Source organism: Paenibacillus sp. GL_099_B, from assembly GCF_057835695.1.
The window spans coordinates 2989192-3012390 of record NZ_CM174430.1 but is presented as its reverse complement, the minus strand read 5'-3'; the positions used below and the strand labels follow the sequence as shown (position 1 = coordinate 3012390).

Genomic DNA, 23199 nt, shown 5'->3' with positions numbered 1-23199 from the left:
TGATTAAAGCCCCTCGGCTAATATACGCTTCAAAAATTGTCCTGTATGGGAGGCTCTGACCTCCGCCACCTGCTCCGGCGTGCCTTCGGCTACTAGCTCACCACCCGCTGCGCCACCTTCTGGGCCAATGTCAATAACCCAATCGGATTCCCGAATCAATTCCAGACTGTGCTCTACAACGACAACGGTATTCCCCGACTCAACCAGCTTATCCAGCAAAATATGGAGTTGCTTGATGTCTGACGGATGAAGGCCGGTTGTTGGCTCATCCAATAGATAGAGCGTGTGTTTTTTGGTCTTTTTACTCAGCTCTTTTGCCAGCCTGATCCGTTGACCCTCACCGCCTGACAATGTTTTGACGGATTGCCCCCATTGGAGATAACCAAGTCCAACTTCACACAACATCTCGACGAGATCGGCGATTTTGGTCTGACTTTTCAGGACAGGCAGACTTTCGGCTACTGACATATTCAGTACATCGGATATCGAGAATCCTTCGTATTGAACCTGTAACACCTCATCCATGAATCGTCTGCCCTTACAGTCATGACAAGTTACCTCCAGATCAGGCAGGAAGTTCATGTCCACAGACAACACTCCCAGGCCTTGACAGGTTTCACAGCGCCCTCCGGGTATATTGAACGAGAAATGCTTCGCAGTAAGCTTTCGTGCCTTGGCATCTGGCAAACCAGCGAACAGTTGGCGCAGGTGCGTAAATACATCTGTGTAGGTGGCAACATTCGACCGTTGCATTCTGCCCATTGGCGTTTGGTCAAAAATAACGATATCACCTACGTTCTCCAACCCTGTTATCTCTTCACAACCTGATGGTTTCTGAAGTGATTCCATTCCCTGTGCGAGGATATCAAATACAAGCGTAGATTTGCCGGACCCTGAAACACCCGTTACGGAGATCAGCGTGCCTAATGGAAAAGATACAACCGGAATATCAATGTTGCGCAAATGCGCTCCCCGAATGGCAAGATGCTGCCCCGTACCTGTTCTTCGGTTATAAGAAGGACTAGCCACAGATTCATTTCTCAGATAAGCTCCCGTAACCGAAAGCTCACTTGCCATTAAATCCTCCAGGCTCCCTTCACCAACAACCATCCCTCCATTGACTCCAGCACCAGGTCCAATGTCGATCACATGATCAGCAGCACGCATCATCTCAATATCGTGTTCAATGACGAGGATCGTATTGCCCAGATCACGAAGCTCCTGAAGTACGCGAATCAGGCCAATGGTATCTTTCGGATGAAGCCCTGTCGTCGGTTCGTCCAGAATATACAATACGCCCGTTAAACCAGAGCCTAGAAGCGATGCAAGTCGTAATCGCTGAGCTTCACCACCAGATAAAGTTACGGTCTGACGATCCATGGAGAGATAGCCAAGTCCAACATCCATAATGCGTTTCAACTTGGTGGGCAGATCATGAAGGATTGGATCAAGCAGGTGATGTGCCTCGGGTGAGATCACTTCTTGTAGGCCTACCGTCCATTCCAGCACTTTACTGAATGACCAGTTGGTTACGTCGGAGATGGATGCGCCAGCTACGCTTACCAAAAGAATTTCTTTTTTCAAACGAGCACCCTGACATTCAGGACACTGTTGTTGATGAAAAAAACGTCCGTCTTTTTCCGTTCCGCCACCTTCTCCTTCCTTTTCTTTATATCGTCTCCACAATCCGGGGATCACACCTTCGAACTTGGTTCCCTGAATGGGCTTGATATTAGGGTAATGCTGCTTAAACGCTTCGCTCTCGACGCCGTAGTACAGCAAATCGCGCTCGATTTCACCAAGGTCCTTCAATGGACGATCCGGATCGAATCCGAATCCAAAATGCTGTCCAGCTGCAACCAGAATTCGGATCTGGATATCCCGATGCACACCATTTAACGAAGCAACACCTCCATCCCGCACACTAAGCTCAGGATTGAATACAGCCGCTTCGTTGATTGATGCCACATGACCAAGCCCACTACATACATCACAAGCACCCTCCGGTTTGTTGAACGAAAAGTGTGACATGCCCCACTTCTCAAGCACGGCATTGCAATGTGGACAATGTATAGTCTGATGACCCATGTATTCGTCTTCCTCGGTTAAATGACCAGCCGCTTCCCACGATGGTGATATGGTGCCATTACAGGATGGACATATACGCTCCCCAAGTCTGGAAAAAATGAAACGAACGTAAGTGTAAATGTCTGTCACTGTTCCTACTGTTGAGCGTGGATTCCGATTAGTAATGTGCTGTCCTACGCTGATGGATGGAGAAAGACCTGTGATGGACTCCACTTTTGGTTTGCTGATCGAATCCGATGTTAATCCCATCGATTCCATGTATTGTCTCTGGCATTCTCGCTGAAGGGTATCCATTGCCAGCGTGGATTTGCCGGAGCCGGACGGACCCGTTAGAACAACCAGCTTATACTTCGGAATCGAAAGTGAAATATTCTTCAGGTTATTCTCCCGTGCACCTTTAATCATCATTGTGTCTCTCAAAATCGATCGTCCCCTTTGCAAATAAGTACAGAGTTCGTTAAAATAAGTTGAAATTAATCATACGTCAATCTAGTATCTCCAAAATTTATTATCTCGTTTATCTAATATCTCGATAATCAAGATATATGTCATCTTAAGAGGAGGGTTATCTTTTGTCAAGAGATCAACAACAACAACAACCTACCGAATTACAGGAGAATTTTACGTTACGAATGCGGAGCCTAGGTACCCGAACCGTTTTATATCAGCAGCATGTGGCTGCCTCTTTGGGCTTGTACAATAACGATTTCATATCCGTGGATATCCTGCGCGAGAAAGGTCCAATCACTGCAGGGGAGCTGTCAAAACTTACCGGTCTGGCCACAGGAAGTGTCACGACATTAATTGACAGGCTTGAGAAGAACGGCTTTGTCCGTCGGGAAAATGACCCCAATGACCGCCGTAAAGTCATCATTGTGCCTTTGTACGAAAACAAGGAAGAGGTCAGTAGCACGTACCTCACCCTTCACGCAGCTATGGTTAATCTGGCTTCCACATACACAGAGGAAGAGCTGGAGATTATTACAGGGTTTCTGAGTAAAGCAGGAAATGTTCTGGATGGACAGATTGAAGATCTAAGCTCCAAAATTCGTGGCAAATCATCATCGTGATCCATGTTTATATTTTGTAAAAAATGTGAGTTATATTTGAAAAACAAAAAGGACGATATCCGCAAGTGATCAAAATCACTCCGGTATATCGTCCTTTTTGGGCATGAAGCCGCTTTTGCTCAAGGCCTATCCTGATTTAAATCTTAATTGGCTTCGATTCCAAGCCCGCTTAAAGGATCTTTTAAACCATTAATATTGGTGATCAATTCGGGAATCCCTGTCTTCTCCCAGTTTTCTGCCGTAAAACCATGCTCTGCAAGGGTGTTCTCAAATTGACCCACAACTTCGGTTAATTGATTGTTGTAACTGACCAGATTTTCGTGAATGCTTTCCCCTATCGCTGGTGCTGTCAGCTGAGAGAATTCGCTGGCTTCCGCCTGAATCTGATCTATTTTCTCCTGTACCTGAGTTGTTATTTCAGGGTTACTCACCGCTCCTGATGCGAGTTCTTGCAGATCGGCTCCGGCGTTCGATACTTGCTCTATATAATCAGTAGCCCCACTAACGTAATTCAAACTTTGATTCGCTTGTTCTACAACTGAACAGGCGGATATCACAAGAATACTTGACGCAATGAGGCCTGCCATCATCAATGTGTGCTTTCTTTTCCGTTTAATCATGACCATCTCCCCTTCTTCATATTGAAGTGTTTCTTCCAGATTTATGATACCTGCTCAACATGCTTCATTGCAAATGGGTCTGCATTCAGCGTTATTAACATGTATAATAAAGGAATCATACGGTAAAGGGATGTCATGAATATGCTTCAGGCCTTAAATGTACGCTTGAACCGCATCATGCCACTGATTACCCCAATCAGCATTATTATTGGCGTTCTTTGCGGGAGTCTTCTTTCTTCTTATACCTTTTTGTCGCCATGGCTTTTTGCGTTCATGACGTTTGCCGGAAGCATCAGTCTCGGGATCCGGGATTTTGTGAACGTGCTGAAGAAGCCTTTTCCACTGTTTGTCTGTCTGTTTATTTTGCATCTGGCGATGCCTCTGATTGCTCTGGGCATGGGTCACCTGGTCTTCCCAACGGATGCCTACACGATAACGGGCCTTGTTCTGGCTGCCGTTATTCCGACAGGTGTGAGCAGCTTTATCTGGGTTAGCATCTACCGGGGCAATATCGCTCTAACGCTGTCGATTATCCTGATTGACACCATGCTTGCTCCTTTCGTGGTACCCGGTGTGTTATCCTTGTTGATTGGCACTAGCGTATCGCTGGATATAGCAGCCATGATGAGCAGCCTATTCTGGATGATCGTTGTTCCCTCCTTGCTCGGGATGCTTTTGAATGAATGGACCAAAGGGGCCATTGTTCCGGTCTGGGGGCCCAGACTGAATCCGTTCTCCAAACTGTTCATGGCAGCGGTTGTCGCGATTAATGGCTCTGTTGTTGCCCCCTATTTGGCTGACTTTAACTGGCAGCTCGCTGGTCTAGCAGCCATCATTATTTTCCTGGCCTCATTTGGATATGCTCTAAGTTACTTCGTTGCCCGATTACTCGGTTGGAATGAAGCCGATCAGGTCGCACTTGTGTTCAACGGTGGCATGCGCAATATTAGTGCGGGAGCGGTGCTTGCTGTATCGTATTTCCCTCCACCGGTTGCCGTCCCAGTTGTACTCGGCATGGTATTTCAGCAGATGTTGGCCTCGCTTGCAGGATACCTGCTTGGGCGCCGCTCGCAGACTCTTCACAATGCTGATAAGACGTCTGCAGCCTGAATGCGAATCCGCCAATTGTACCGTTTTATCTTAATATGCTCTAAACACAAACAGCAGATCAGAATATACTGATCTGCTGTTCCCATGTCTAGAACATGATGAAACTCTAATCTCTACCGTACACTTCTACTTCGTAGAGTGAATATCCATATGGGGTGGCTCTTTTCTCACCCGTGAGTCGCACATATTTGCCTTTTCCGTTCACTGCAAGTTCTTCCAGGCCACCTTTACCCTCTTGCGTATGATACACTTCCTTCCAAACGGTACCATCTTCCGATACGTCAATGCGATAGGCGGTAGCATAAGCTGCTTCCCAATTCAGCTTGATGCGTTTTACTTGCTTGACCTCTCCCAGATCAATCGTAATCGTCTCCGGCGTATCTCCAAATCCGGAACTCCAACGTGTCTCGGGATTGCCATCGACCACATTTGTGCCAACAAAAGGATCTTCCGTTGAAGAAACGGTTACATTTTTGTTAAGTGCAAAGTTAACATTCGTATCCCCTCCATCTCCCCCACCTTCATTTCCTCCGTTTTCTCCGTTCCAGGGAATCCATGAATCAGAAACTTCGGTATTTTGGGTTGGATCGACACGTACCAGAGACTTAGGCCCAACAACAGCTTTTCCAGTGGTACCGGATGCATTTTTGAAAGTGACCGTTACACTCTCATCTGTCGGATTCCAGATTTGTGCAGTATACGTTCCATTTTTCTTGTAGACGGTTGCACCGCTCCATCCGGTGGCCCAGATGTCTTTCGTCCGTTCACCAAGTGTTGCCATACTGTTTACGAACCAGTACGTATTAAAAATTTCATTTTTTTGCATAGATGAAGCATTCCACTTGGCAAGCACTGCAGCCGGATCACTTAGTGCCTGAATAGGCCATACAATATGCTGCCATTCTCGTTCAGGTCCACCATTATCGGCAACAAATCCGTTATACAAGCCAGCAGCCTTCGTTTTGTCCAAACCATAACTGGTCAGATATTCACTGGTTGGCAGCCAGTGGATACCATAAATATGAACCGGTTCACCGCTAAAGAAGGTACCAAAGAAGTACGAACTTCCATAGACTTGCCCTACAGAAGCGTGTTTCCACTCATCGAGCCAGTTATCCCCATCATAGTTGAACCAGTATTGCTCAATTGCCTTCAGTTCAGTTGTGAATCCGTAAATCGCAGCATCCCGGAAATCCAGATCCTTGGTTAACAAGCTCCACATATACTGCCCTACCCAGCCAAAGAGGGATTCCCCAGCAGCTTCCTGATTGTTGCCACTATCATTATCTGCATAGCCTCCTGCCCAGGAATGGCCCTGATAAGGATCAAAACTGCGGAAAGACGGATACAACGGATCGTTCTTGGACGGATTGCCATAATCCCGAATAAGATGATCCACCATATCGCCATAATCTGCCCGGAACTGCTTATCAAAGGTAGCCAGCACCGCTGATGCAAACACATAATACCCATAAGTGAAATGATGATCAGTAATTCCATAGTTTGCACCAAACTCACTTGTCTTGTAGTACATCGTTCCCCAATCATCATTGTAATAGAGGAAATAATCAGGTTCACCTTCTGTGTACGTATACCAATCGACCAGAATCTCTTTCATGCGGGAAAGGAACAGGTCACGGTATACGGTCTCACCCATTTCGTTCGCTGCAAGTACACCCATGGCAAGAGGATGAAGTTTTTTGCCTTGCCAGTAAGCGTCAGCAGCCATCAGATTGTTGTCTGTCTCCGTTTTGAGCATTTCAAGATAGGCTACCATCTCTTCTCGGTTGTATTCCGCATTGGTAGGTTCCGTGAACTGGGGAACCATGCCATAGAAATGATCCTCCACGGTAAACTGGTTACCTTCCCGCACTTTCAACGTTCCACGTATGGACGGATATGTGAGCGATGTAAGTGGAGAATTCGTAATTTTCCATTGATGTGGATACAGGGCCTGCAATGTGTTCGCTGAGAACCCTGGGCGCTTCACTTCGGTCTCGGCTTTGAAGTTGGTCGTAACGGTAGACGTTTGCTCGTTATAGTTGTAAGTAACCTCTGTGTTCGTTACAAAGGCATAAGCGTGCTCATGGAATTGATTCAGATCTGTTAAAGACGGCATTGTGGCTGCAGATAGATAACCTTTTCCGCCTCCAAGCTGGAGTTTGATCTTGGCTCCCGCTTTTTTGAATACGGTACCTTCCGGCGCAAAAATTCCGTAGTACCGTTCCTCTTTTTGCCCTGCCGGATCACCACTTTGATTCTCCAATTGAATGCCAATGTGATCCCCCGTAAACGTATCACCATCCGATTGCAATACGGTCTCTCCATTTCCATTTACAACTTTGGTAATGAGCGAAGAGAAGATTTCGGCTGTATCAGGATTGTTGAATTCCATAAATACGTAAGGGGAACCCTTTACAAAGGTCGTTTTCATTTTCGCCGAAGCATCATCACTCAGAATCGCATCTACCGCATAGTCACTGTACCCGCTTACTCGGGTTTCCATATTCTTGGCATTAATATTGGTGGACATAAAATACAGGTCCGGGTTGCCGTCTGCGTTCACTGCACTTCCATCTCCATTAATCCATCCTTCCCCTGGGTTCAAGAGGCCGAGCCCTTGGGGGTAGAACTTGGATTTGAGTGGCAGTGTAATAATAGAATCGCTGAGCGGCTTAATAAGCAGGGATTGCCACCAGTCATTGGACGCGATAGGCGCCTGAACGTTATCCGTTTTATAAGTCGGGTATTTGGGCTGTGGCATACGGATGTCATTCGTTAGATAACTGCCCTTTCCTACCTGAACCGTGCTGGGACTTGGCAATTCAGGAATAGGGTAGGATGGCTTCGGCGTTCCTTCTACATAGTCGTATACTTCAAAATCAAACAGGGAGTAACCAAAATTGGTCGCTCTTCCGATGCCTTGCATTTTGACATAACGACCTGAAGCATACATCGAAATATCCTGCTTCCCTCCATTGCCATGCAGCTCCCGGTACACGGTGGTCCAGGCATTGGCATCATCGGAGACTTGCAGATCAAAGGCACGTCCTGCTGCCCCTTCCCAGTTCAGAACCACTCTTCCAATGTTCCGCTTGTTGCCCAAATCCACATAGATCCATTCGTCATCCGTATGATTTGAACCCCATCGAGTAGAAGAATTCCCATCGACTGCATTCTCCGGAAGTGTCGCCCCAGGGGGCAGATAATCGGATTGTTCATAGGAAGAGACGGTAACTTTCTTACCCCGGGCTGCATCCGGTCCATATGTAACAGGTGGTACACCGGTTCCACCCGTTCCGTACACTTCCAATTCAATGATGGAGTAGCCATAATTCGCGAGAGCTCTTTCTGTCCCTAATACACGTACGTAGCGGCCGCTTCCATTAACGGTAAGCTCATCAGTCCCACCATTGCCTGTTGCCGTATTGTAGATGTCAGTCCAGTTCACTTCATCGGTTGAAACCTGAATCTGATACGCCTTGGCATATGCTCCCTCCCATTGGATGCGTACTTTGTCAATCGCAGCAGTGTCACCCAGATCTACATACAGCCACTGCGGATCTTTGCCCCAGGCACTTGACCATCTCGTTCCACTGGAACCGTCAACTGCGAGATTCGCCGTATTATTCCCTTCAGTTGATGAAGCATAAGCTGGTCTATTGCTAGACAATAGATAGGATGCAGGCTCAGCCTGAGCTTTGGATGGGACAAAGCCCGGAAACATGGTGGTAAATAATGCAGCGATCAATGCAAGCGCCAATCCTTTGCCAGCAAATGCTCTTCTTTTGCTTCTTGATGCCATGTCTTAAAATACCCCCTTCATTGGGTGATAGGTACCGAAGTCATGATGTGAAATATAGAGATGTATCGGCTCCTTCTCATTTTAATTTGGATACGCTTACAAAAAATACTATACCGTGCAACGATAAATGTAACTTTGCACCGAACTACTCCTGCCTGGAAGTTGGAGACTTTACCGGAAAAACAATCGTAACTACCGTACCTGTTCCCACTTCACTACGAATACTCACGCCATATTCCTTGCCATAATGAAGTTTGATTCTCTGGTCCACGTTCCGTATTCCGTATCCTATACCGCCTGCTCCTTCGGTGAAAATCGCGTCTATAATCTCCTGTTTCATCCCAAGTCCATTATCGTGCACCTCAATGTGTACATGTTCTGCATGCTTCTTTACCTTAATATGAATCTCGATCTCATCGTCATACCAGGCATGTTCCAGCACGTTTTCTACAAATGGCTGCAGTATGAATTTAACTGTTTCCAGCCCTAATGTTTCCGGCTCAGCCTCCAACTGATAATGAATTCGTTCTGCATATTTAATATTTTGAATATCAAGATACGTTCTAACAATGTGAAGCTCTTTCTCGACTTGAATCAGCATTTCTCCCTTGTTTAGGGTAAGACGATAAAACTTCGCCAGTGCACGAATCATCTCATGCAGCTTATCAATTTCCCCAAGCTTTGCCATGCGGCTAATCGAAGAAAACGTGTTGTATAAAAAGTGAGGGTTTATTTTTGAATGCAAAATTTGCAGCTCTGCTTCCTTCTTCTCCAGCTTGCTCGTATAGACTTCATCAATCAATTGCTCTGTAGTGGAAGCCATTTCGTTAAAGGACTCCGCAATAATGGCAAACTCATCATTGCCCGTATATTGAATTCGCCGTTGTAATTCCCCTTCTTTGAAAGCTTCAAGCGATACTACGAGTTTGGAGAGGCGGCTGGAGAACATACGTGCCATAATGAAACTGACAAGGGTCATGACAAGAATGCTGATAACACATATGATGATGGTCACATTCCGAACTTTCTGAGAATTGTCCTTAAAGGATGCATTGGGGACCAGCGCAACGATCTGAACAGGAATATTGTGAATCGGTTTGGAGATTTTCAGATAATCACGGGATTCATTCAATTCCTCGGCAGTATATGGCAGGGAACCGCCAGGCGAACTCGAATAGAGGAGTTGTTCATCCTGATCGAGTACAAACAACTTCGTCCCTTCCCCTAATTGATTGAAGTCAACATCTTCAAAAATATCTTTCAACTTAACTGAAGCCCGTATAAGGCCAATGGACTGAAACGTTTCGTAATTAATGGCATGTCTTAACAAAGAGATATATCCGTACTCGGCATCGTTCTCGATTTGCTGCCACTTCATTTCGTCGTAACCTATGCGCAGATTCTGATACCATGCCTTATCCACAATCCGGCTGGTATGCAGAATCTCATACTGTCTTTCTCCAGCGATCAGCGATTGCTCCGTTTCATTGTAGTAAAATTCGCTGATGGTAGGTGCATGCAAATACAGAGAGAGCTTGATTTTGGATTTGGGCAGATTGGTAGCAGATTCAAGTCTTGGCATCACATATTGCGTTGTCACCTGATACTTCTCCCAGTCCAGATAATAGCCCGAAAGCAACGTAGATAACCCCTGATCCTGATAGATTTCATCCGAACTGCGAATAATCTCCCCTACCCTGTATTCCACATTGCTCTGAATCTGACTCACTGCTACTTCAAGGTTATTTCGTGTATGTTCCTCCACAGAACGTGCTGAGGATATATAGGCATAGCAACCAATTACTATAATTGGAATAATTACAAGTGCGAGATTGGATATGAGTAATTTATATAAAATGGGCAGGAAGCGTCGTCGATTGCTGTGTTTTATCATGCATCAACTCTGCTTTCTGAAATCGCCGGGCTTCATGCCAAAGGTTTCTCTGAACAATCGGCTGAAATAGGTGAGACTTCGATAACCAACCTGATCGGCGATTTCATAGATTTTGAGATTGGTGGACTGCAGCAGATGTCTGGCATGTTCAAGCCGCCGGGCGGCAACATAATCACTGAAATTTTTCCCCACCTTATCCTTGAACAGAAATCCAAGGTGATTCGGAGAATACGAGAAATGGGCAGCCAGATCCTTTAGAGTTACGTCTTGTGACAGACGCTGCCCAACATAATGTTCAATATCGGAGAATAACTTCCAATTGGACGTTTGCTTGCGCAAATAGATATGTTCCGACCATTCGAACACAGTTCGTCTTAGCCAAGATTTAATATCATCCACCGTATCGAACTGCTGAACAGTCTCAAACCCTTCCGCTTTCCACCTCGCAAAGTGAGGAAAATTATGTTGTGCCTCTGCATTCAAATATCCTTCGAGCCGTGACAGAACGTGAGTAGAGAAATGGTGTACTTTAGACGAATCAGAAAAGGCTCGCACATGTTCAAACAGCTCCTCGACGGCATCACAGATAGTGACGAGATCATACGTGGACATCGCTGTAAATAGCCGATCCAGCTGACTATTTACGTCCAGTACATCTCTTACAAGTGGAATATGTATCTCCCCCGGAGAGATAAGTCGATTTTTACCAAGAAACATTTTGCAGCCGATTAAATTTCGCGCTTCATCAAAGGATACCGGCAGCTCGGTAACCCGACTCGTTTTTTGTCCAAAGCTGGCCGTAATGGTAAAGCGGGAGCGATCACGTATGTAATGGATAAGTTCGTTCAGATTCAATTCTATATCCCCAGCGTCATGGGAATACATGAGTCCAATTCGGTCCGTAGATAACCGGCACCACGCTCCCCAATTTTTGGTTTCAATCCAGGACGTAATTTGGCGGAAAGTCAGCTCATGCCATCGTTCATATTCTTCATCTGTGAACAAGTGCTGCATATGATCCATTTCTATAATAACGGCATGGGCCGTCTCCGTTCGTGGGGGAAGCGGATAAAGCCGGGTGAAGGACTTCAGGGTCGGCGCATCAATACTGCCTTCCATGAGATGCTTCAAAAAATCCTGTTTCACAAAATCAAAATGTTCAAGTGCATTGCTCCCGTTTTTTGTCTCCAATCTGGCATTCTCTTCTTTCAGAACATGAACGATTTTTTGCAGAGTTGTCTTAATTTCATCGTCATCCACCGGTTTCAGAATATATCCATCCGCTTTCAAATGAATAGCCTGTTTCGCATAATCAAAGTCCTCATAACCGCTGATAAATATGATCTTAAGCTCCGGCTGTTTCTGGAGTGCCATTCGGGCAAGCTCCAAGCCAGACATTACGGGCATTTTAATATCGGTAACGAGAATATCCACATCATGATTCTGAAGGTAATGCAATGCGGCCAGTGGTTTGTTTCCCATGAAAGCGATCTCAATATTAAGTTCGTCCCAGGGAATAAGCTCACGCATACCGACCAGATCGTAGTTTTCGTCATCGACCAACGCTGCTTTATACATGATCGTTCGACTCCTTGTAATTAGAGAATAAAAGGGCGTGCCTCAGCACACCCACCGTTTTGACATCGTATAGCTTCTACTATCATTTCCCCATAATTTTAAGATTCTCCTGCCATTTGGCGGTTTTCCATTTCAGCACTTTATCATATCCAAGCTTCACAGATTCCGCCTGAGCCTCCGCCAGAATACTCTTCACTTCTTCATCATTTCCGGCGAATACAAGACGAGGAATGACCTGCTTATAATAATCTTTCAACCTTTGGAGAATAATCCCTTCTTCCGAAGTTGCAAGAGGATCCAGATTAGAGAATTCAGTCATGTTTTTGGATGTTTTAAAGGAGACGGTGGACTGGGCAACCGTTGTCCAGTCCTGTGCTTCTTCGGGCAGAAGCTCTTCCCGTTTGGCTTTGACCACATCGACGTAACTTGTGTTACCGTACCAGTTAAACTCTCCGATCTTCATTTCGTCATATTTCTTCGGATCACGGTTGACATAGGCTTCATTCGGGATCGGAACGCCGTCTTTAACCTCATCATAGAACAATCCTTTCGGTCCAAAAAAGAGGACTTGCTGGCCTTCTTCACTGATGGCCCAGTTCATATAAGCAAAAATGGCTTCCGGGTCCTTGGCATTCTTCGTAATGACATTCACGTTCCAGCCGAGCGTATTGTATCCACTCGGATACACCTTGTTTTTGTCCACGCCATCAGCATGAACCGGCCAGATGACATCATATCCTGCTTCCGGGTCGGCAGCTTGCAGATGATTGTTGGCTTCACGGCCAATCCCTTCGACCACCGAATCAAAGGCACTGAATACAGCCACCTTACCATTTTTCAGTTTCTCCAGAATTTGATCACGTGTCTGGGTAAACGCATCTTTAGAAGTTAATACCTCACGGAATAAACGACTTGCATACATGACAGTTTGTTCAAAAGCAGGATCTGTATAAATAGAAGTTAGCTGCGCTCCCTGCGGTACTCCAAATACACCTCCAGAACCCGGTGAAATAAACCCACCTGTGCGATCTTCCGCGGCTCCGCTATAAAGCATGCTGATCATCTGAGACTCACTGTCACGCATTTCGCCAAAATCAATCGGAACGATACTGCCGTTATACTTCTCCTTTACCTGCTTCAGATAAGCCTCAAGCTCGTTCCAGGTTTCCACCTTCGGTGATCCCAAGTCCTTGTATATTTTACGATTCACAAGATAGGCGGCATTGCCGTTTCCGTTATCACCACTAATAAACCAGTTTGGAATTTGATATAATTTACCGTCCGCGCTGCGGAGCATATTAATCGTCTCTTCCCCTATTGTCTTTACAAACTCGGGATACTTCTCCAGATAAGGGTCAAGCGCTACAAGTTGACCTGCACTGACTAGTCGTTCCACGTCTTTGCCTCGGTCAAGTACAATTGCATCAGGAAGTTTTTTGGCAACAATCATGGAATTGAGTTTGGTCGCAGCCGCTCCGTTGGATTGTACGGGTTCCATCACCACTCCAAGCTCATCTGTTATCCATTTACCGTGCGGGCGTTCTTCCCATGTCGGAGCTGTGTACCAGTCATAATTGACAAATTGGGTGAAGCTGACTGGTCTTACTTTTGATTTTGGATCTGCATTTGGAGAGACGGTTTCACCTGTCTTTATCTGCTCCTTGGTGTTTACGCTTTCATTTGCAGATGGACTTTGTCCCTCTCCACCCCCGGTACATCCACTGATCATTAATGCTGCACTTAGTGCCGAAAGGTGAAGCCAGTGCAGTGATTTTCGTCGTTTTTGTTGTTTTCGTTCCATATTTGCCTTGCCCCTCTCTTATACAGTTGTATGTTACACGTCTTCCTGTCCATCAGACAAGAAGGCTTCATAACCATTTTGCGAGCAAGCTACTCTTTAAGTGAGCCTACCAGAACGCCTTTCACAAAATACTTCTGTAAAAATGGGTAAATCATGAGAATAGGTAGCGTGGCTACCATCATCGTGGCCATCTGCAAGGATTTTACGGTAACCGTATTTTGCACCATACTTTGCGCATAACTGTTCAGATTGGTCATCAGCGAAGCCGTCGTTCCTGCGTTGATAATCTGGACTAGCAACGTTTGCAGAGGAATCAAATTTTGATTGCTGATGAACACCGCGGGGATAAACCAGTCATTCCACAAAAATACAGCAGTAAATAGTCCAAGGGTCGCCATCACGGGGCCTGACACAGGTAGCACAATTCGAAAAAAGACACCAAAGTTGCTGCATCCGTCCATTTTGGCCGATTCCTCCAGCCCGTCCGGAAGTTCCATAAAAAAGGTACGGAAGATGATCATGTTATACACGTTAACCATGCCATGAAGCACGAGGAATAAGAACGTATCATACAATTGAAGGTGATAGACAAGGATAAAGTACGGAATAATCCCCCCGCTGAAGAACATGGTAATCACGGCAAGAATCATATACGTTTTCTTGAACATGATCCCTTTTTTGGACATCGCATAAGCGAATAAAGAGGTAAACAGCAGTGCACATACAGTGCCAATTACTGTCCGAAGGATCGTGATCAGATACGCGCTATAGATATTTTTTTCCTGGAACACAACTGCATAATTCTCCAACGTAAATTGCCTTGGCCAAAAGGTGACCCCACCTGAAGAGGTATCGGAACCTACGTTCAACGACAAGACAAGAGAATTCCAGAACGGATAAAAAGTAACAAATGCCAGAATGCTTAACAGGGCATAGATCACGAATTTGAGAATACGATCTCCTGCAGACAGTTTCATAGACGATCTCCCACTCTTTCACTCGCGGTTTTACCACAAGCTTGTTTTTCCAAACTTTCTTGCTAATGTGTTCGCTAGGACCAACAGTGTTACGCTTAATAACGATTTGAATAATCCTGCCGCGGTAGCATAGGAGAATCGTTGATTAACAATCCCCATCTGATAAACATAGGTGTCGATCACATCCGCAACGGGAAGAACGATGCCGTTACTCAGGTTTTTCGTCAGTACCAGAATATCTTCATAACCTGCATTTAGAATGTTACCGATCCCCAAAATCAGAAAGATCATCATAATCGGCATGATATTCGGGATCGTAATTCGAAAGATCTGTTGGAAACGGCTCGCCCCATCGATGGAAGCAGATTCATATTGGGCCGGATCAATGCCGATAATGGCCGCTAGGTAGACAATCGAACCGAAGCCTATCTCTTTCCAGACATTTAAGGATACGAGAATTCCCCAGAAATACTCGGGTGTGGACATCCAGTTAACCGGCTCATTAATCAGATTTAGTGCGAGCAGAAGCTCATTAACCGCCCCATTATCAACCGCAAGCATAGAGAATACAAGACCAGAGATTACGATCCATGACATAAAATGGGGAACATAAGTGACCGTCTGAACGACTCGTTTGAACTTGCCTGCCACTTCATTCAACATCAGAGCCAAGATGATCGGCGCGGGAAAACCGATGCACAGCTTGAGCAAACTGATGGCAAATGTATTTCGCATCACGCTCCAGAATTCCGGAGATTCAAAGAACATGCGAAAATGCATGAATCCGACCCACGGACTATTCTTCATGCCTGCGAACAAATTGTAATCCTGGAAAGCAATGAAAATCCCCCACATGGGTCCATAGCTGAAGATCAGCAAGAATAACAGAGCAGGCCAGATCATAACCTGAAACTCCCACTGCCCCATAAACCTCTTCCACCCTGAAACCGATTTGGTCTGCGTAACTCCCTTTCCCAACAATTGTGGGTGGTCCGGCACATTTACTTTCTTCATTTTCCTCATCACCCACTTCGTCGCTTGATATTTCTATCGTAATCCCAATCCTCTTCATGGAATAGAACTACAACTAACGAAATGTGTACCTAATCAACGAACATGAGAGAAAAACAAATTAAAAAACGCCGACATTATTGTCGGCGTTCAAAATGAAATTTTATCAAGCTACGTATTCATAAACCTAGTAATCAGAGAGCGAAATTCCAGCTCCAATGATAAGCACGAACACTAGAATATACACAACAATTCCGATCGCTGCCCACAGCAACGCTGCTTTGGCATAATTGGCTTTGGAAGGGTTGGAATCTCCAAATGCCCATACAAACAACATAATAATGTTTACAAGCGGAATCATCATAAGGAACAATGTGAGCATCCAACTACCGAAACTTACTGGCTGTGGTCCTGGCTTATGTACTCTTTGACTAGCAACTTCTGACATAATATTTCTTCCTCCTTTCTTCTTCATTTCAATTGCTACCTGCTAAGACAATCTACTTCTACTTTATAAATAAAAGTTTTCCGTTAATAAAAATACCGAAAATCTCATGAATTTACAATGTAATATTTACCATATTAGTTTCAACATAAAATTTTTATAATATATCCTGATTCTGTAAAACACAAAGGACCTGCACTAAGTGACACTTATGATTAAAGTGCCTACTCTGCAGATCCACGTTCATTCTATTTCTATTTTCCTCACAGTAATTTACAAGGTATCACAACGATTTCAAAAAGCCCACGATTCTGGAGGCAATTCTTTCATGTCCGGCCTGGTTGGGATGGAGCCCATCAGGTACACCGTTATCACCTGTAAAGTATAAATCTTTGTGGACTGGCAGCAATGGCTGGATTCCAGCAATGTTCCACAGATCACAGACTGGGATGGAGTACAGCGACGCCACCTCTCTAATCGCAGCGACATAGTCACTGTATATCCGTCTGGTTACCGTATTGGGCAGGTCTTCTGGGACAGCTTCACTTGATCCATGGGGCGGAGTAAGAAACACGATCAGCTTGGTTGGATAGCGCTGGATCAACTCTTCTGCTATATGTTTAAGCGCCCCATAAAAGGTATCCTTCGAATTAGACGAAGTGCCGATATCGCCAAATGCGGTCGTACCACTGGAGAAGTCATTTCTTCCGCCCATGAAAAAGATAACATCCGATTCTGCGTGCATCTGCCCAATGCGATTACACATCGGTTCAAACCCTCCGTCCGCCACACTGCTTCCGGAAATGCCATGATTCTCATAGGATTGAAATCCCCATGCTCTGCTAACCAGCTCCGGATACGGATGTTCCCCTTCCTGGAGTCCATATCCGAAGGTTATGCTGTCTCCCAGAAAAACAGCCTTTTGCCCTTCATAGGATGATGATTGTAACGACATGAGCAGATCCCTTCTTCCCTTGTAACAGATATGTATAGTAACGATGTCATCCAAATACCGAAGCAAAACGGCCTTTCCAGCCTTTCATCGTTCGCTACACTATTGTAACAAAAGTTTTCGTGCCACACGATACCGAGACAATCTTAATGGAGAAGAAGATCAGAATCTATCGCTCATACGTTCCAGGCATTCTCCATAAAATATTACCTTGTTAAATCACGCATTGTGCTGTTCCTCGCCTGTACGATGTCTCCAGCAGAAGCCATCGGTGTATCACCTGCTACGGTATGCGCCAGCATTCCGGCTGTCGCAGCAAAAGAGATTGTCTCCGTTGGCATCCACCCCTCCAGTTCACCATACATGATGCCGCTCGCAAACGCATCGCCCGCGCCGATCCGGTCATAAACGGAAAAGGTCAGCGGCTCGGAATAAGCGAACGCCCCTTCCTTGAACATATAACCCTGTAAACAGTGTCGGTTATCGCTGTATATGGTACGATGCGTTCCTGCTAGGGTACGCACGCCATACCGTTCGGCAACCAGGGGAATGAGCTCAACCAGTTGCTCTTCCCTTTGTACTTTGTCCGTATTTAACCCCAGAATATGAAGAGCATCCCGCTCATTCATCAGGACGATATCTGACAAATGCAACATTTCCTCATAATGCGGCTTCGCCGTGGCATAACACTGATCACCCCATAAAGCAGGACGATAATTACAATCAAAAACAACTGTGCCGCCTTGTTCTTTGACCGCCTGTGCCAAATATTTCATCGCCAGTCTCACCGAATCATTCATCGCCAGCGTGATTCCGCAGAAATGAATAGCGTCCATGCCCGATGCAACTGTCGCAAAGGGATACGTGCCTTCAGGCGCAATATTAAAGCTGCTCTCCATCCGGTTAGAGTAGGTCACCCGCCCAGGTCTGGCCCCATAACCATTCTCCAGAAAGTACATCCCGATATACTGCCCTCCGCGAAGCACATACTCGGTGCTCAGGCCCAGTCCGCGCAAATAGGATTCGGCGGCATCACCCAAGGGATTGACTGGAAGCCTCGAAACCAGCAGGCCTGTGTATCCGTAACGTGTCATCGCCGACACCACATTGACCCCACTCCCCGAGAAGGAGTATTTCAGCCGATTACTCTGAATCAACAGATCGTGTCCCGGTACTTCGAGTCGCATCATGACTTCGCCAAAAGCCCCTACGCGTTTAACCATACTTCTTCGCCAGCGTCTTCATCGATGCATATAACGACTGCACATCACTTACAATGGTCAGACCCTCCTGATCAATAATGGAGGAATACACATGTGGAATAACCTGCGGAACCCCCGCCTCCAGTGCGATTTCGAGAATGGCTTCAAAATTATCCATATCTATGCCACCGGTAGGCTCCAACGCAAAGTCCGCTTCTGCACACGCTTTCGCTACCGCTCGCAGTTCCTCTTCCCGCTTCAGACCCTGCATCGGGAAATACTTCAGCGCATTGCCACCCATATCCCGCACCAATGCGATGGCCGCGTGTACAGGCACCACGGCAAGCTCGGATTGGTCAGCGCTCACTGGACCCGTGGAAATATTGACAAAGCCCGGCTGACCTGTCGGGGAGACGAGACTGTTAATCCAGCTGTCCCGGTCTCCGAGATTCGCCCGGGTTGCGCCGACTGCCGGAAATACCTGATTGATATGACTGCCCGGAAAATGCTTTACGATTTCGGCGACGACAGCAGCCTGTCGATTGTCTCCGGCACCTAGTCCAATTGAAACGGCATTGTCAATTTCCCGCCCATAGGCTTCCATCGCTTCGACTGCTTCAGACACAGTAGCATAATCCTTGGAAAGAACGCCAACCAGGACATGGCCCTCAGCCGCATCAAAAACCTCTTTTGCATTCGTAATGTCCTTGGCGAGCACATTCAAAGCCACCCGATTGTTATAAAATCGTTTTGCGATCTCAGACATTTCCTTCTCCTCCTGTCAATTGTCGAATTCGATCTTCAATGACCCGCATGTCATCCCCCATCAACGGACGGGGATCAATATCGAAATACCCCTGCCTTACGCCATAGTCACGTGTATAAATGGCAATAGGACCGCCCCTCAGCTCCTCATTGAGCTGTTTGGCACTGATCCCCGCCTTCGCTTCATCGACCTGGATGCGCCCCCTGTAAATCGCTCGGCCCGCTTCGTCCTGGACAATCGATACCTGAATCCCGGCTATCTGATTGAGTGACATTAGCGCCTGCAAGGAATCCTTTTCCTGCTCACTATGGTCAGCTTTGACTGCATATTCATCCAGTGCCTGAAGCAGGCCAAACGTAGTTTCTTTACCTACCTTCATGCTGCGCCCGATCCCGTGAAGCTGAACCTTCAACCATTCGATATAGGTTCGTTTGCCTGCCACAATGCCGGAAGTTGGGCCTTCAATGGCCTTGGACCCGCTGTAAATGGCTAGATCCGAATACTTCACATATTTGTGCAGGTCCTCTTCCGCAGCCGCATCGACAATGAGGGGTACCTCGCACTTCTGGGCAACCTGCCAGGCTTCCTCTACGGAAATCATGTTTTTCTGTACCGCATGATGGGATTTGACGTATAGGATCGCAGCCGTTTTGTCGGAAACCGCATCCACGATATGCTCCGCCCGACCTTCATTGGCATATCCGGCTTCGATCAGCTTCCCACCGCCAAGGTAAATCATCGTTTCCACAGGAGCTCCGTATTGTACATTGTGGCCTTTCAGCATAACAATTTCATTTTTCGTGATGACTTCCTGATGGAGCTTCAAACTTGCGTGGCGGTTACCCTTTGTTACCATGGCAGCTACGGCGAGCGCGATGCCGCTTGAAGCGGAATTGACAACAACGGCCGCTTCGGCACCGATTAGACGGGACACATAGTCCCCTGATTTGTCTACAAGGTCTGCGATCTCCACATAACTCTGCCCGCCTTGCTTCATAGCGTTCATGACTTTGTCCGTCGGTGCCGATACGCCAAGGATACTCATCCGGCCGCTGGCGTTGATAACACGTTTCAGTCCATATTTAACATTCAATGAATTGGTCACCCACAATCGCTCCTTTTACTTCAATTTGACGGCTGGCTATCTTGCTTACGCCCTCAGAGTCCACAAGTGTTACAGGCTTGTCTACTACTTGAAAAAGAGTCAAATTGGCCGCATCACCTGCCTGAATTCTCCCCAGCTGCGGTCTGCCCAGCCACTCGGATGCCCGTACAGTTACCCGTTCTATCGTCTCGCTCAACGAGTAGCCTAGTGCCAGAAACTTGCTTAACAGATTAGCCATGCTGTAGACCGGGCCGTTCAGACGATTGCCCCTGTAAATATCCGTACTGATCGTATCCGGGTCAATGCCATGCTTTTTGGCAGCTTCTGCAACCTGAAATGAAAAACTCGCTGTCCCATGTCCTACATCCAAATGCACACCACGCTTGATGGCATCCTTCAATACTTCCAGCGGCGCGACTCTTTCATCGAACAAATTATTGCTTTTTCCATTCAAATAGTGAGTGACCACATCACCACCCTGTAAGAGCGGCATGACCTCACGAATATCCGGTGGGGCTGATCCAATGTGAACCATAAGCGGCAGGCCTGTTTCCTGCGAAAACTCTCTTGCCAAATACAGCGGCCGCAGGCCGCTTTTGCCAACCACACTCCCACTGATTCTCGCTTTTAATCCCACGATGAATTCAGAATATGCCCGGGTAGCCTGTAACAACTTGTCCCGATCAATCCAGTCCAGATTCGACAATTCGTCAGTACGCAGTAAGCCGAGGCGAGATATGTTCAAAAAGGCAAACAGCCGGGTAGCCGCCTTATGAGAGCTTATCACCAGATCGCCAATTCGATCAGCCCCGCAGCTGCCTGCGTCCACAATCGTAGTAACGCCCTGTTTTACACCGATTTCATCAATATCGTCCCCGTAAGGATCAAACTCTGGAAAAGCATGCACATGCATGTCGATCCATCCGCTGGATATGTAAGCTCCAGACGATTCCCATAATCGATCTCCGGTTGCCGTTCCACCAGGAGCGACCTTCACAATCAGCCCCTCATTGATAACCACATCCACCTCTTCACCGCTTGTAAGACGGACTCGACGCAATACCAGCTGACCGTCCATCACAATCCCCTTCCTGTTCTGGAATTTGGATTCACGTGTTCCTGCTTCATATGTATTGATATAAAAATACCCCTCTGTTCAACAAAAATAAATTCATCTTCCCAGATGCTCATACTCTTGTCTACTAAAAGGGGTAGCCTGTCAGTGATATTCTATTACTTCTATTCCTATTTCCACAATGCCTGTTTATTTCGGCTGAATATATCCTTCAGCTTTGAGCAATTCAGCGATCAGAACAGCACCGCCTGCTGCTCCCCGCAGCGTGTTGTGAGACAGTCCTACAAACTTGTAATCATATAGGGAGTCTTCGCGCAGTCTGCCCGTTGAAACGCCCATACCGCGCTCGATGTCACGATCCAGCTTCGTTTGTGGTCTGTTCTCTTCTTCAAAATACGTAATGAACTGTTTCGGTGCGCTTGGCAGACCCAGTTCTTGCGGACGACCTTTGAATTGCAGCCAACGGTCCAGAATTTCTTCTTTGGATGGTTTTTTCTCAAAGGATACAAATACTGTCGCCAGGTGACCATCTGTTACCGGAACACGAATACATTGTGTTGTAATTAATGGTGAGGACGCTTTTACAATCTCATTATTTTGAATGCTTCCCCAGATGCGCAGCGGCTCCTGTTCACTTTTCTCTTCCTCGCCACCGATGTATGGAATCACGTTATCCAGCATTTCCGGCCAGTCGGTAAAGTTTTTACCTGCGCCTGAGATCGCTTGGTATGTGGAAGCCACCACTTGAGTTGGATTGAACTCGCGCAACGCGTGAAGTGCAGGTACATAGCTCTGAATCGAGCAGTTTGGTTTAACTGCGATGAATCCGGTTTTGGTTCCAAGACGTTTGCGTTGAGCTTCAATCACGTCCAGATGTCCTGGGTTAATTTCCGGAATAACCATTGGCACATCCGCTGTCCAGCGGTGAGCCGAGTTGTTGGAAACAACCGGAGTTCCCGTTTTGGCATAAGCCTCTTCGAGCGCTTGAATTTCATTCTTTTTCATATCTACAGCACAGAATATAAAATCAACCTGGCTCGCAAAAGCTTCCACTTGGGAAGCATCCTGCACAACGATGTTTTTCACTGCTTCCGGGATCGGGACAGCGAGCTTCCATCTGCCTTGTACGGATTCTTCGTATGTTTTGCCTGCCGAGTTAGCACTTGCTGAAATAGCCGTTACTTCAAACCATGGGTGTTCATTGAGCAGATCTACAAAACGCTGACCTACCATCCCCGTTCCTCCGACGATACCGACTTTCAATTTTGCTGACATAAAAACATCATTTCCTTTCGGTGTAAGTTTTCCCTTATTAAACACTATTCAGGCATTTCCAAAGCGTGTAGCCAACATCCCGGAAAAACCAAAAAATCCCATCCCCAAGACAAAAGTCTCAGGGACGAGATTGTTACACTCGTGGTACCACCCAGATTCGCCAGTAGGTCGCCATACCAGCCTCTTCGAGTTAAGGATAACTGCATTCAATCATGCCGCATCCGCATATACTCTCGCTCTGTAACAGGAGCTCCTGTCACACCATCCCTCAATCATTAAAGTTCCGATGTGCTGCTCTGAGTCTTTATTCAACAAAAAATTCTTTACCCCTTTTCAGCTGCCGGAGCTCTCTGTGAAAGAAACCTTTTATTTACTCATCTCTTCGTCGCATTTGATATTGCGATTATAATATCAAAATTACCATC

General features: G+C 46.4%; 17 protein-coding genes and 1 other annotated feature. Of the genes, 2 read left to right on the top strand and 15 right to left on the bottom strand.

All coding sequences use genetic code 11. From position 1 onward, the window contains the following. Positions 1-3: 3 nt before the first annotated feature. Entirely contained in the window at positions 4-2508 is a 2505-nt protein-coding gene (gene uvrA / locus AC3ITG_RS13990; protein WP_489254075.1) for an excinuclease ABC subunit UvrA, read from the bottom strand. Between the two features lie 212 nt (positions 2509-2720). Here uvrA and AC3ITG_RS13985 point away from each other — a divergent pair, with 212 nt between their 5' ends. After that, entirely contained in the window at positions 2721-3158 is a 438-nt protein-coding gene (locus tag AC3ITG_RS13985; RefSeq protein WP_489254462.1) for a MarR family winged helix-turn-helix transcriptional regulator, read from the top strand. A 143-nt stretch (positions 3159-3301) separates the two neighbouring features. Here AC3ITG_RS13985 and AC3ITG_RS13980 read toward each other — a convergent pair whose 3' ends face one another. Continuing rightward, on the bottom strand, positions 3302-3778 hold the full coding sequence (locus AC3ITG_RS13980; protein WP_064638739.1) for a DUF6376 family protein: 477 nt from the start codon (positions 3776-3778) through the stop codon (positions 3302-3304). A 141-nt stretch (positions 3779-3919) separates the two neighbouring features. On the opposite strand from AC3ITG_RS13980, the gene AC3ITG_RS13975 reads away from it, so the two are divergent. After that, entirely contained in the window at positions 3920-4888 is a 969-nt protein-coding gene (locus tag AC3ITG_RS13975) for a bile acid:sodium symporter family protein (protein WP_063563531.1), read from the top strand. Between the two features lie 106 nt (positions 4889-4994). On the opposite strand, the gene AC3ITG_RS13970 is transcribed toward AC3ITG_RS13975, so the two are convergent. The 13 genes from AC3ITG_RS13970 to asd form a co-directional block, all read right to left on the bottom strand. Beyond that, positions 4995-8693, bottom strand: a complete 3699-nt coding sequence (locus AC3ITG_RS13970; RefSeq protein ID WP_489254074.1) for a discoidin domain-containing protein — start codon at positions 8691-8693, stop codon at positions 4995-4997. A 145-nt stretch (positions 8694-8838) separates the two neighbouring features. Continuing rightward, entirely contained in the window at positions 8839-10587 is a 1749-nt protein-coding gene (locus tag AC3ITG_RS13965) for a sensor histidine kinase (protein ID WP_489254073.1), read from the bottom strand. Between the two features lie 3 nt (positions 10588-10590). Continuing rightward, a complete protein-coding gene (locus tag AC3ITG_RS13960) occupies positions 10591-12165 on the bottom strand; it encodes a response regulator transcription factor (RefSeq protein ID WP_489254072.1) in 1575 nt (524 codons plus the stop codon). Positions 12166-12247: 82 nt separating this feature from the next. After that, positions 12248-13966: an extracellular solute-binding protein gene (locus AC3ITG_RS13955; protein WP_413378183.1), complete on the bottom strand. Its 1719-nt coding sequence runs from the start codon at positions 13964-13966 to the stop codon at positions 12248-12250. A gap of 89 nt (positions 13967-14055) precedes the next feature. Beyond that, entirely contained in the window at positions 14056-14943 is an 888-nt protein-coding gene (locus tag AC3ITG_RS13950; protein ID WP_413378181.1) for a carbohydrate ABC transporter permease, read from the bottom strand. Between the two features lie 30 nt (positions 14944-14973). Next, on the bottom strand, positions 14974-15870 hold the full coding sequence (locus tag AC3ITG_RS13945; RefSeq protein WP_413379630.1) for an ABC transporter permease: 897 nt from the start codon (positions 15868-15870) through the stop codon (positions 14974-14976). 271 nt (positions 15871-16141) lie between these two features. Next, entirely contained in the window at positions 16142-16402 is a 261-nt protein-coding gene (locus AC3ITG_RS13940; protein ID WP_240321307.1) for a hypothetical protein, read from the bottom strand. A gap of 280 nt (positions 16403-16682) precedes the next feature. Further along, positions 16683-17354 carry an SGNH/GDSL hydrolase family protein gene (locus AC3ITG_RS13935; protein ID WP_489254071.1) on the bottom strand — a complete coding sequence of 224 codons (672 nt, stop codon included), beginning with the start codon at positions 17352-17354 and terminating at the stop codon, positions 16683-16685. Between the two features lie 203 nt (positions 17355-17557). Next, positions 17558-18574, bottom strand: a complete 1017-nt coding sequence (locus tag AC3ITG_RS13930; RefSeq protein ID WP_489254070.1) for a sugar kinase — start codon at positions 18572-18574, stop codon at positions 17558-17560. Then, on the bottom strand, positions 18567-19319 hold the full coding sequence (gene dagF, locus AC3ITG_RS13925) for a 2-dehydro-3-deoxy-phosphogluconate aldolase (protein WP_489254069.1): 753 nt from the start codon (positions 19317-19319) through the stop codon (positions 18567-18569). The genes AC3ITG_RS13930 and dagF overlap by 8 nt, the downstream gene beginning before the upstream one ends. Beyond that, positions 19312-20424, bottom strand: a complete 1113-nt coding sequence (locus tag AC3ITG_RS13920) for a DgaE family pyridoxal phosphate-dependent ammonia lyase (RefSeq protein ID WP_489254068.1) — start codon at positions 20422-20424, stop codon at positions 19312-19314. The genes dagF and AC3ITG_RS13920 overlap by 8 nt, the downstream gene beginning before the upstream one ends. Continuing rightward, the gene (locus AC3ITG_RS13915) at positions 20402-21502 is read right to left on the bottom strand and encodes an amidohydrolase/deacetylase family metallohydrolase (protein WP_489254067.1); all 1101 of its coding nucleotides are present in this window, start codon (positions 21500-21502) and stop codon (positions 20402-20404) included. Before AC3ITG_RS13915 ends, AC3ITG_RS13920 begins: the two co-directional genes overlap by 23 nt. A gap of 186 nt (positions 21503-21688) precedes the next feature. Further along, positions 21689-22774 carry an aspartate-semialdehyde dehydrogenase gene (asd, locus tag AC3ITG_RS13910; protein WP_079694404.1) on the bottom strand — a complete coding sequence of 362 codons (1086 nt, stop codon included), beginning with the start codon at positions 22772-22774 and terminating at the stop codon, positions 21689-21691. A gap of 117 nt (positions 22775-22891) precedes the next feature. Beyond that, positions 22892-23169: a binding site (T-box leader), on the bottom strand. Positions 23170-23199: the final 30 nt, after the last annotated feature.

Bases quoted from the DNA above. Each gene is read 5' to 3' on its own strand.
- dagF (WP_489254069.1), bottom strand. From the start codon at position 19,319: ATGTCTGAGATCGCAAAACGATTTTATAACAATCGGGTGGCTTTGAAT.
- AC3ITG_RS13915 (WP_489254067.1), bottom strand. From the start codon at position 21,502: ATGGACGGTCAGCTGGTATTGCGTCGAGTCCGTCTTACAAGCGGTGAA.
- AC3ITG_RS13940 (WP_240321307.1), bottom strand. From the start codon at position 16,402: ATGTCAGAAGTTGCTAGTCAAAGAGTACATAAGCCAGGACCACAGCCA.
- AC3ITG_RS13975 (WP_063563531.1), top strand. From the start codon at position 3,920: ATGCTTCAGGCCTTAAATGTACGCTTGAACCGCATCATGCCACTGATT.
- AC3ITG_RS13960 (WP_489254072.1), bottom strand. From the start codon at position 12,165: ATGTATAAAGCAGCGTTGGTCGATGACGAAAACTACGATCTGGTCGGT.
- AC3ITG_RS13955 (WP_413378183.1), bottom strand. From the start codon at position 13,966: ATGGAACGAAAACAACAAAAACGACGAAAATCACTGCACTGGCTTCAC.
- AC3ITG_RS13945 (WP_413379630.1), bottom strand. From the start codon at position 15,870: ATGGGGCAGTGGGAGTTTCAGGTTATGATCTGGCCTGCTCTGTTATTC.
- AC3ITG_RS13965 (WP_489254073.1), bottom strand. From the start codon at position 10,587: ATGATAAAACACAGCAATCGACGACGCTTCCTGCCCATTTTATATAAA.
- AC3ITG_RS13980 (WP_064638739.1), bottom strand. From the start codon at position 3,778: ATGATTAAACGGAAAAGAAAGCACACATTGATGATGGCAGGCCTCATT.
- AC3ITG_RS13970 (WP_489254074.1), bottom strand. From the start codon at position 8,693: ATGGCATCAAGAAGCAAAAGAAGAGCATTTGCTGGCAAAGGATTGGCG.
- asd (WP_079694404.1), bottom strand. From the start codon at position 22,774: ATGTCAGCAAAATTGAAAGTCGGTATCGTCGGAGGAACGGGGATGGTA.
- AC3ITG_RS13930 (WP_489254070.1), bottom strand. From the start codon at position 18,574: ATGGTTAAACGCGTAGGGGCTTTTGGCGAAGTCATGATGCGACTCGAA.
- AC3ITG_RS13985 (WP_489254462.1), top strand. From the start codon at position 2,721: ATGCGGAGCCTAGGTACCCGAACCGTTTTATATCAGCAGCATGTGGCT.
- AC3ITG_RS13935 (WP_489254071.1), bottom strand. From the start codon at position 17,354: ATGTCGTTACAATCATCATCCTATGAAGGGCAAAAGGCTGTTTTTCTG.
- AC3ITG_RS13950 (WP_413378181.1), bottom strand. From the start codon at position 14,943: ATGAAACTGTCTGCAGGAGATCGTATTCTCAAATTCGTGATCTATGCC.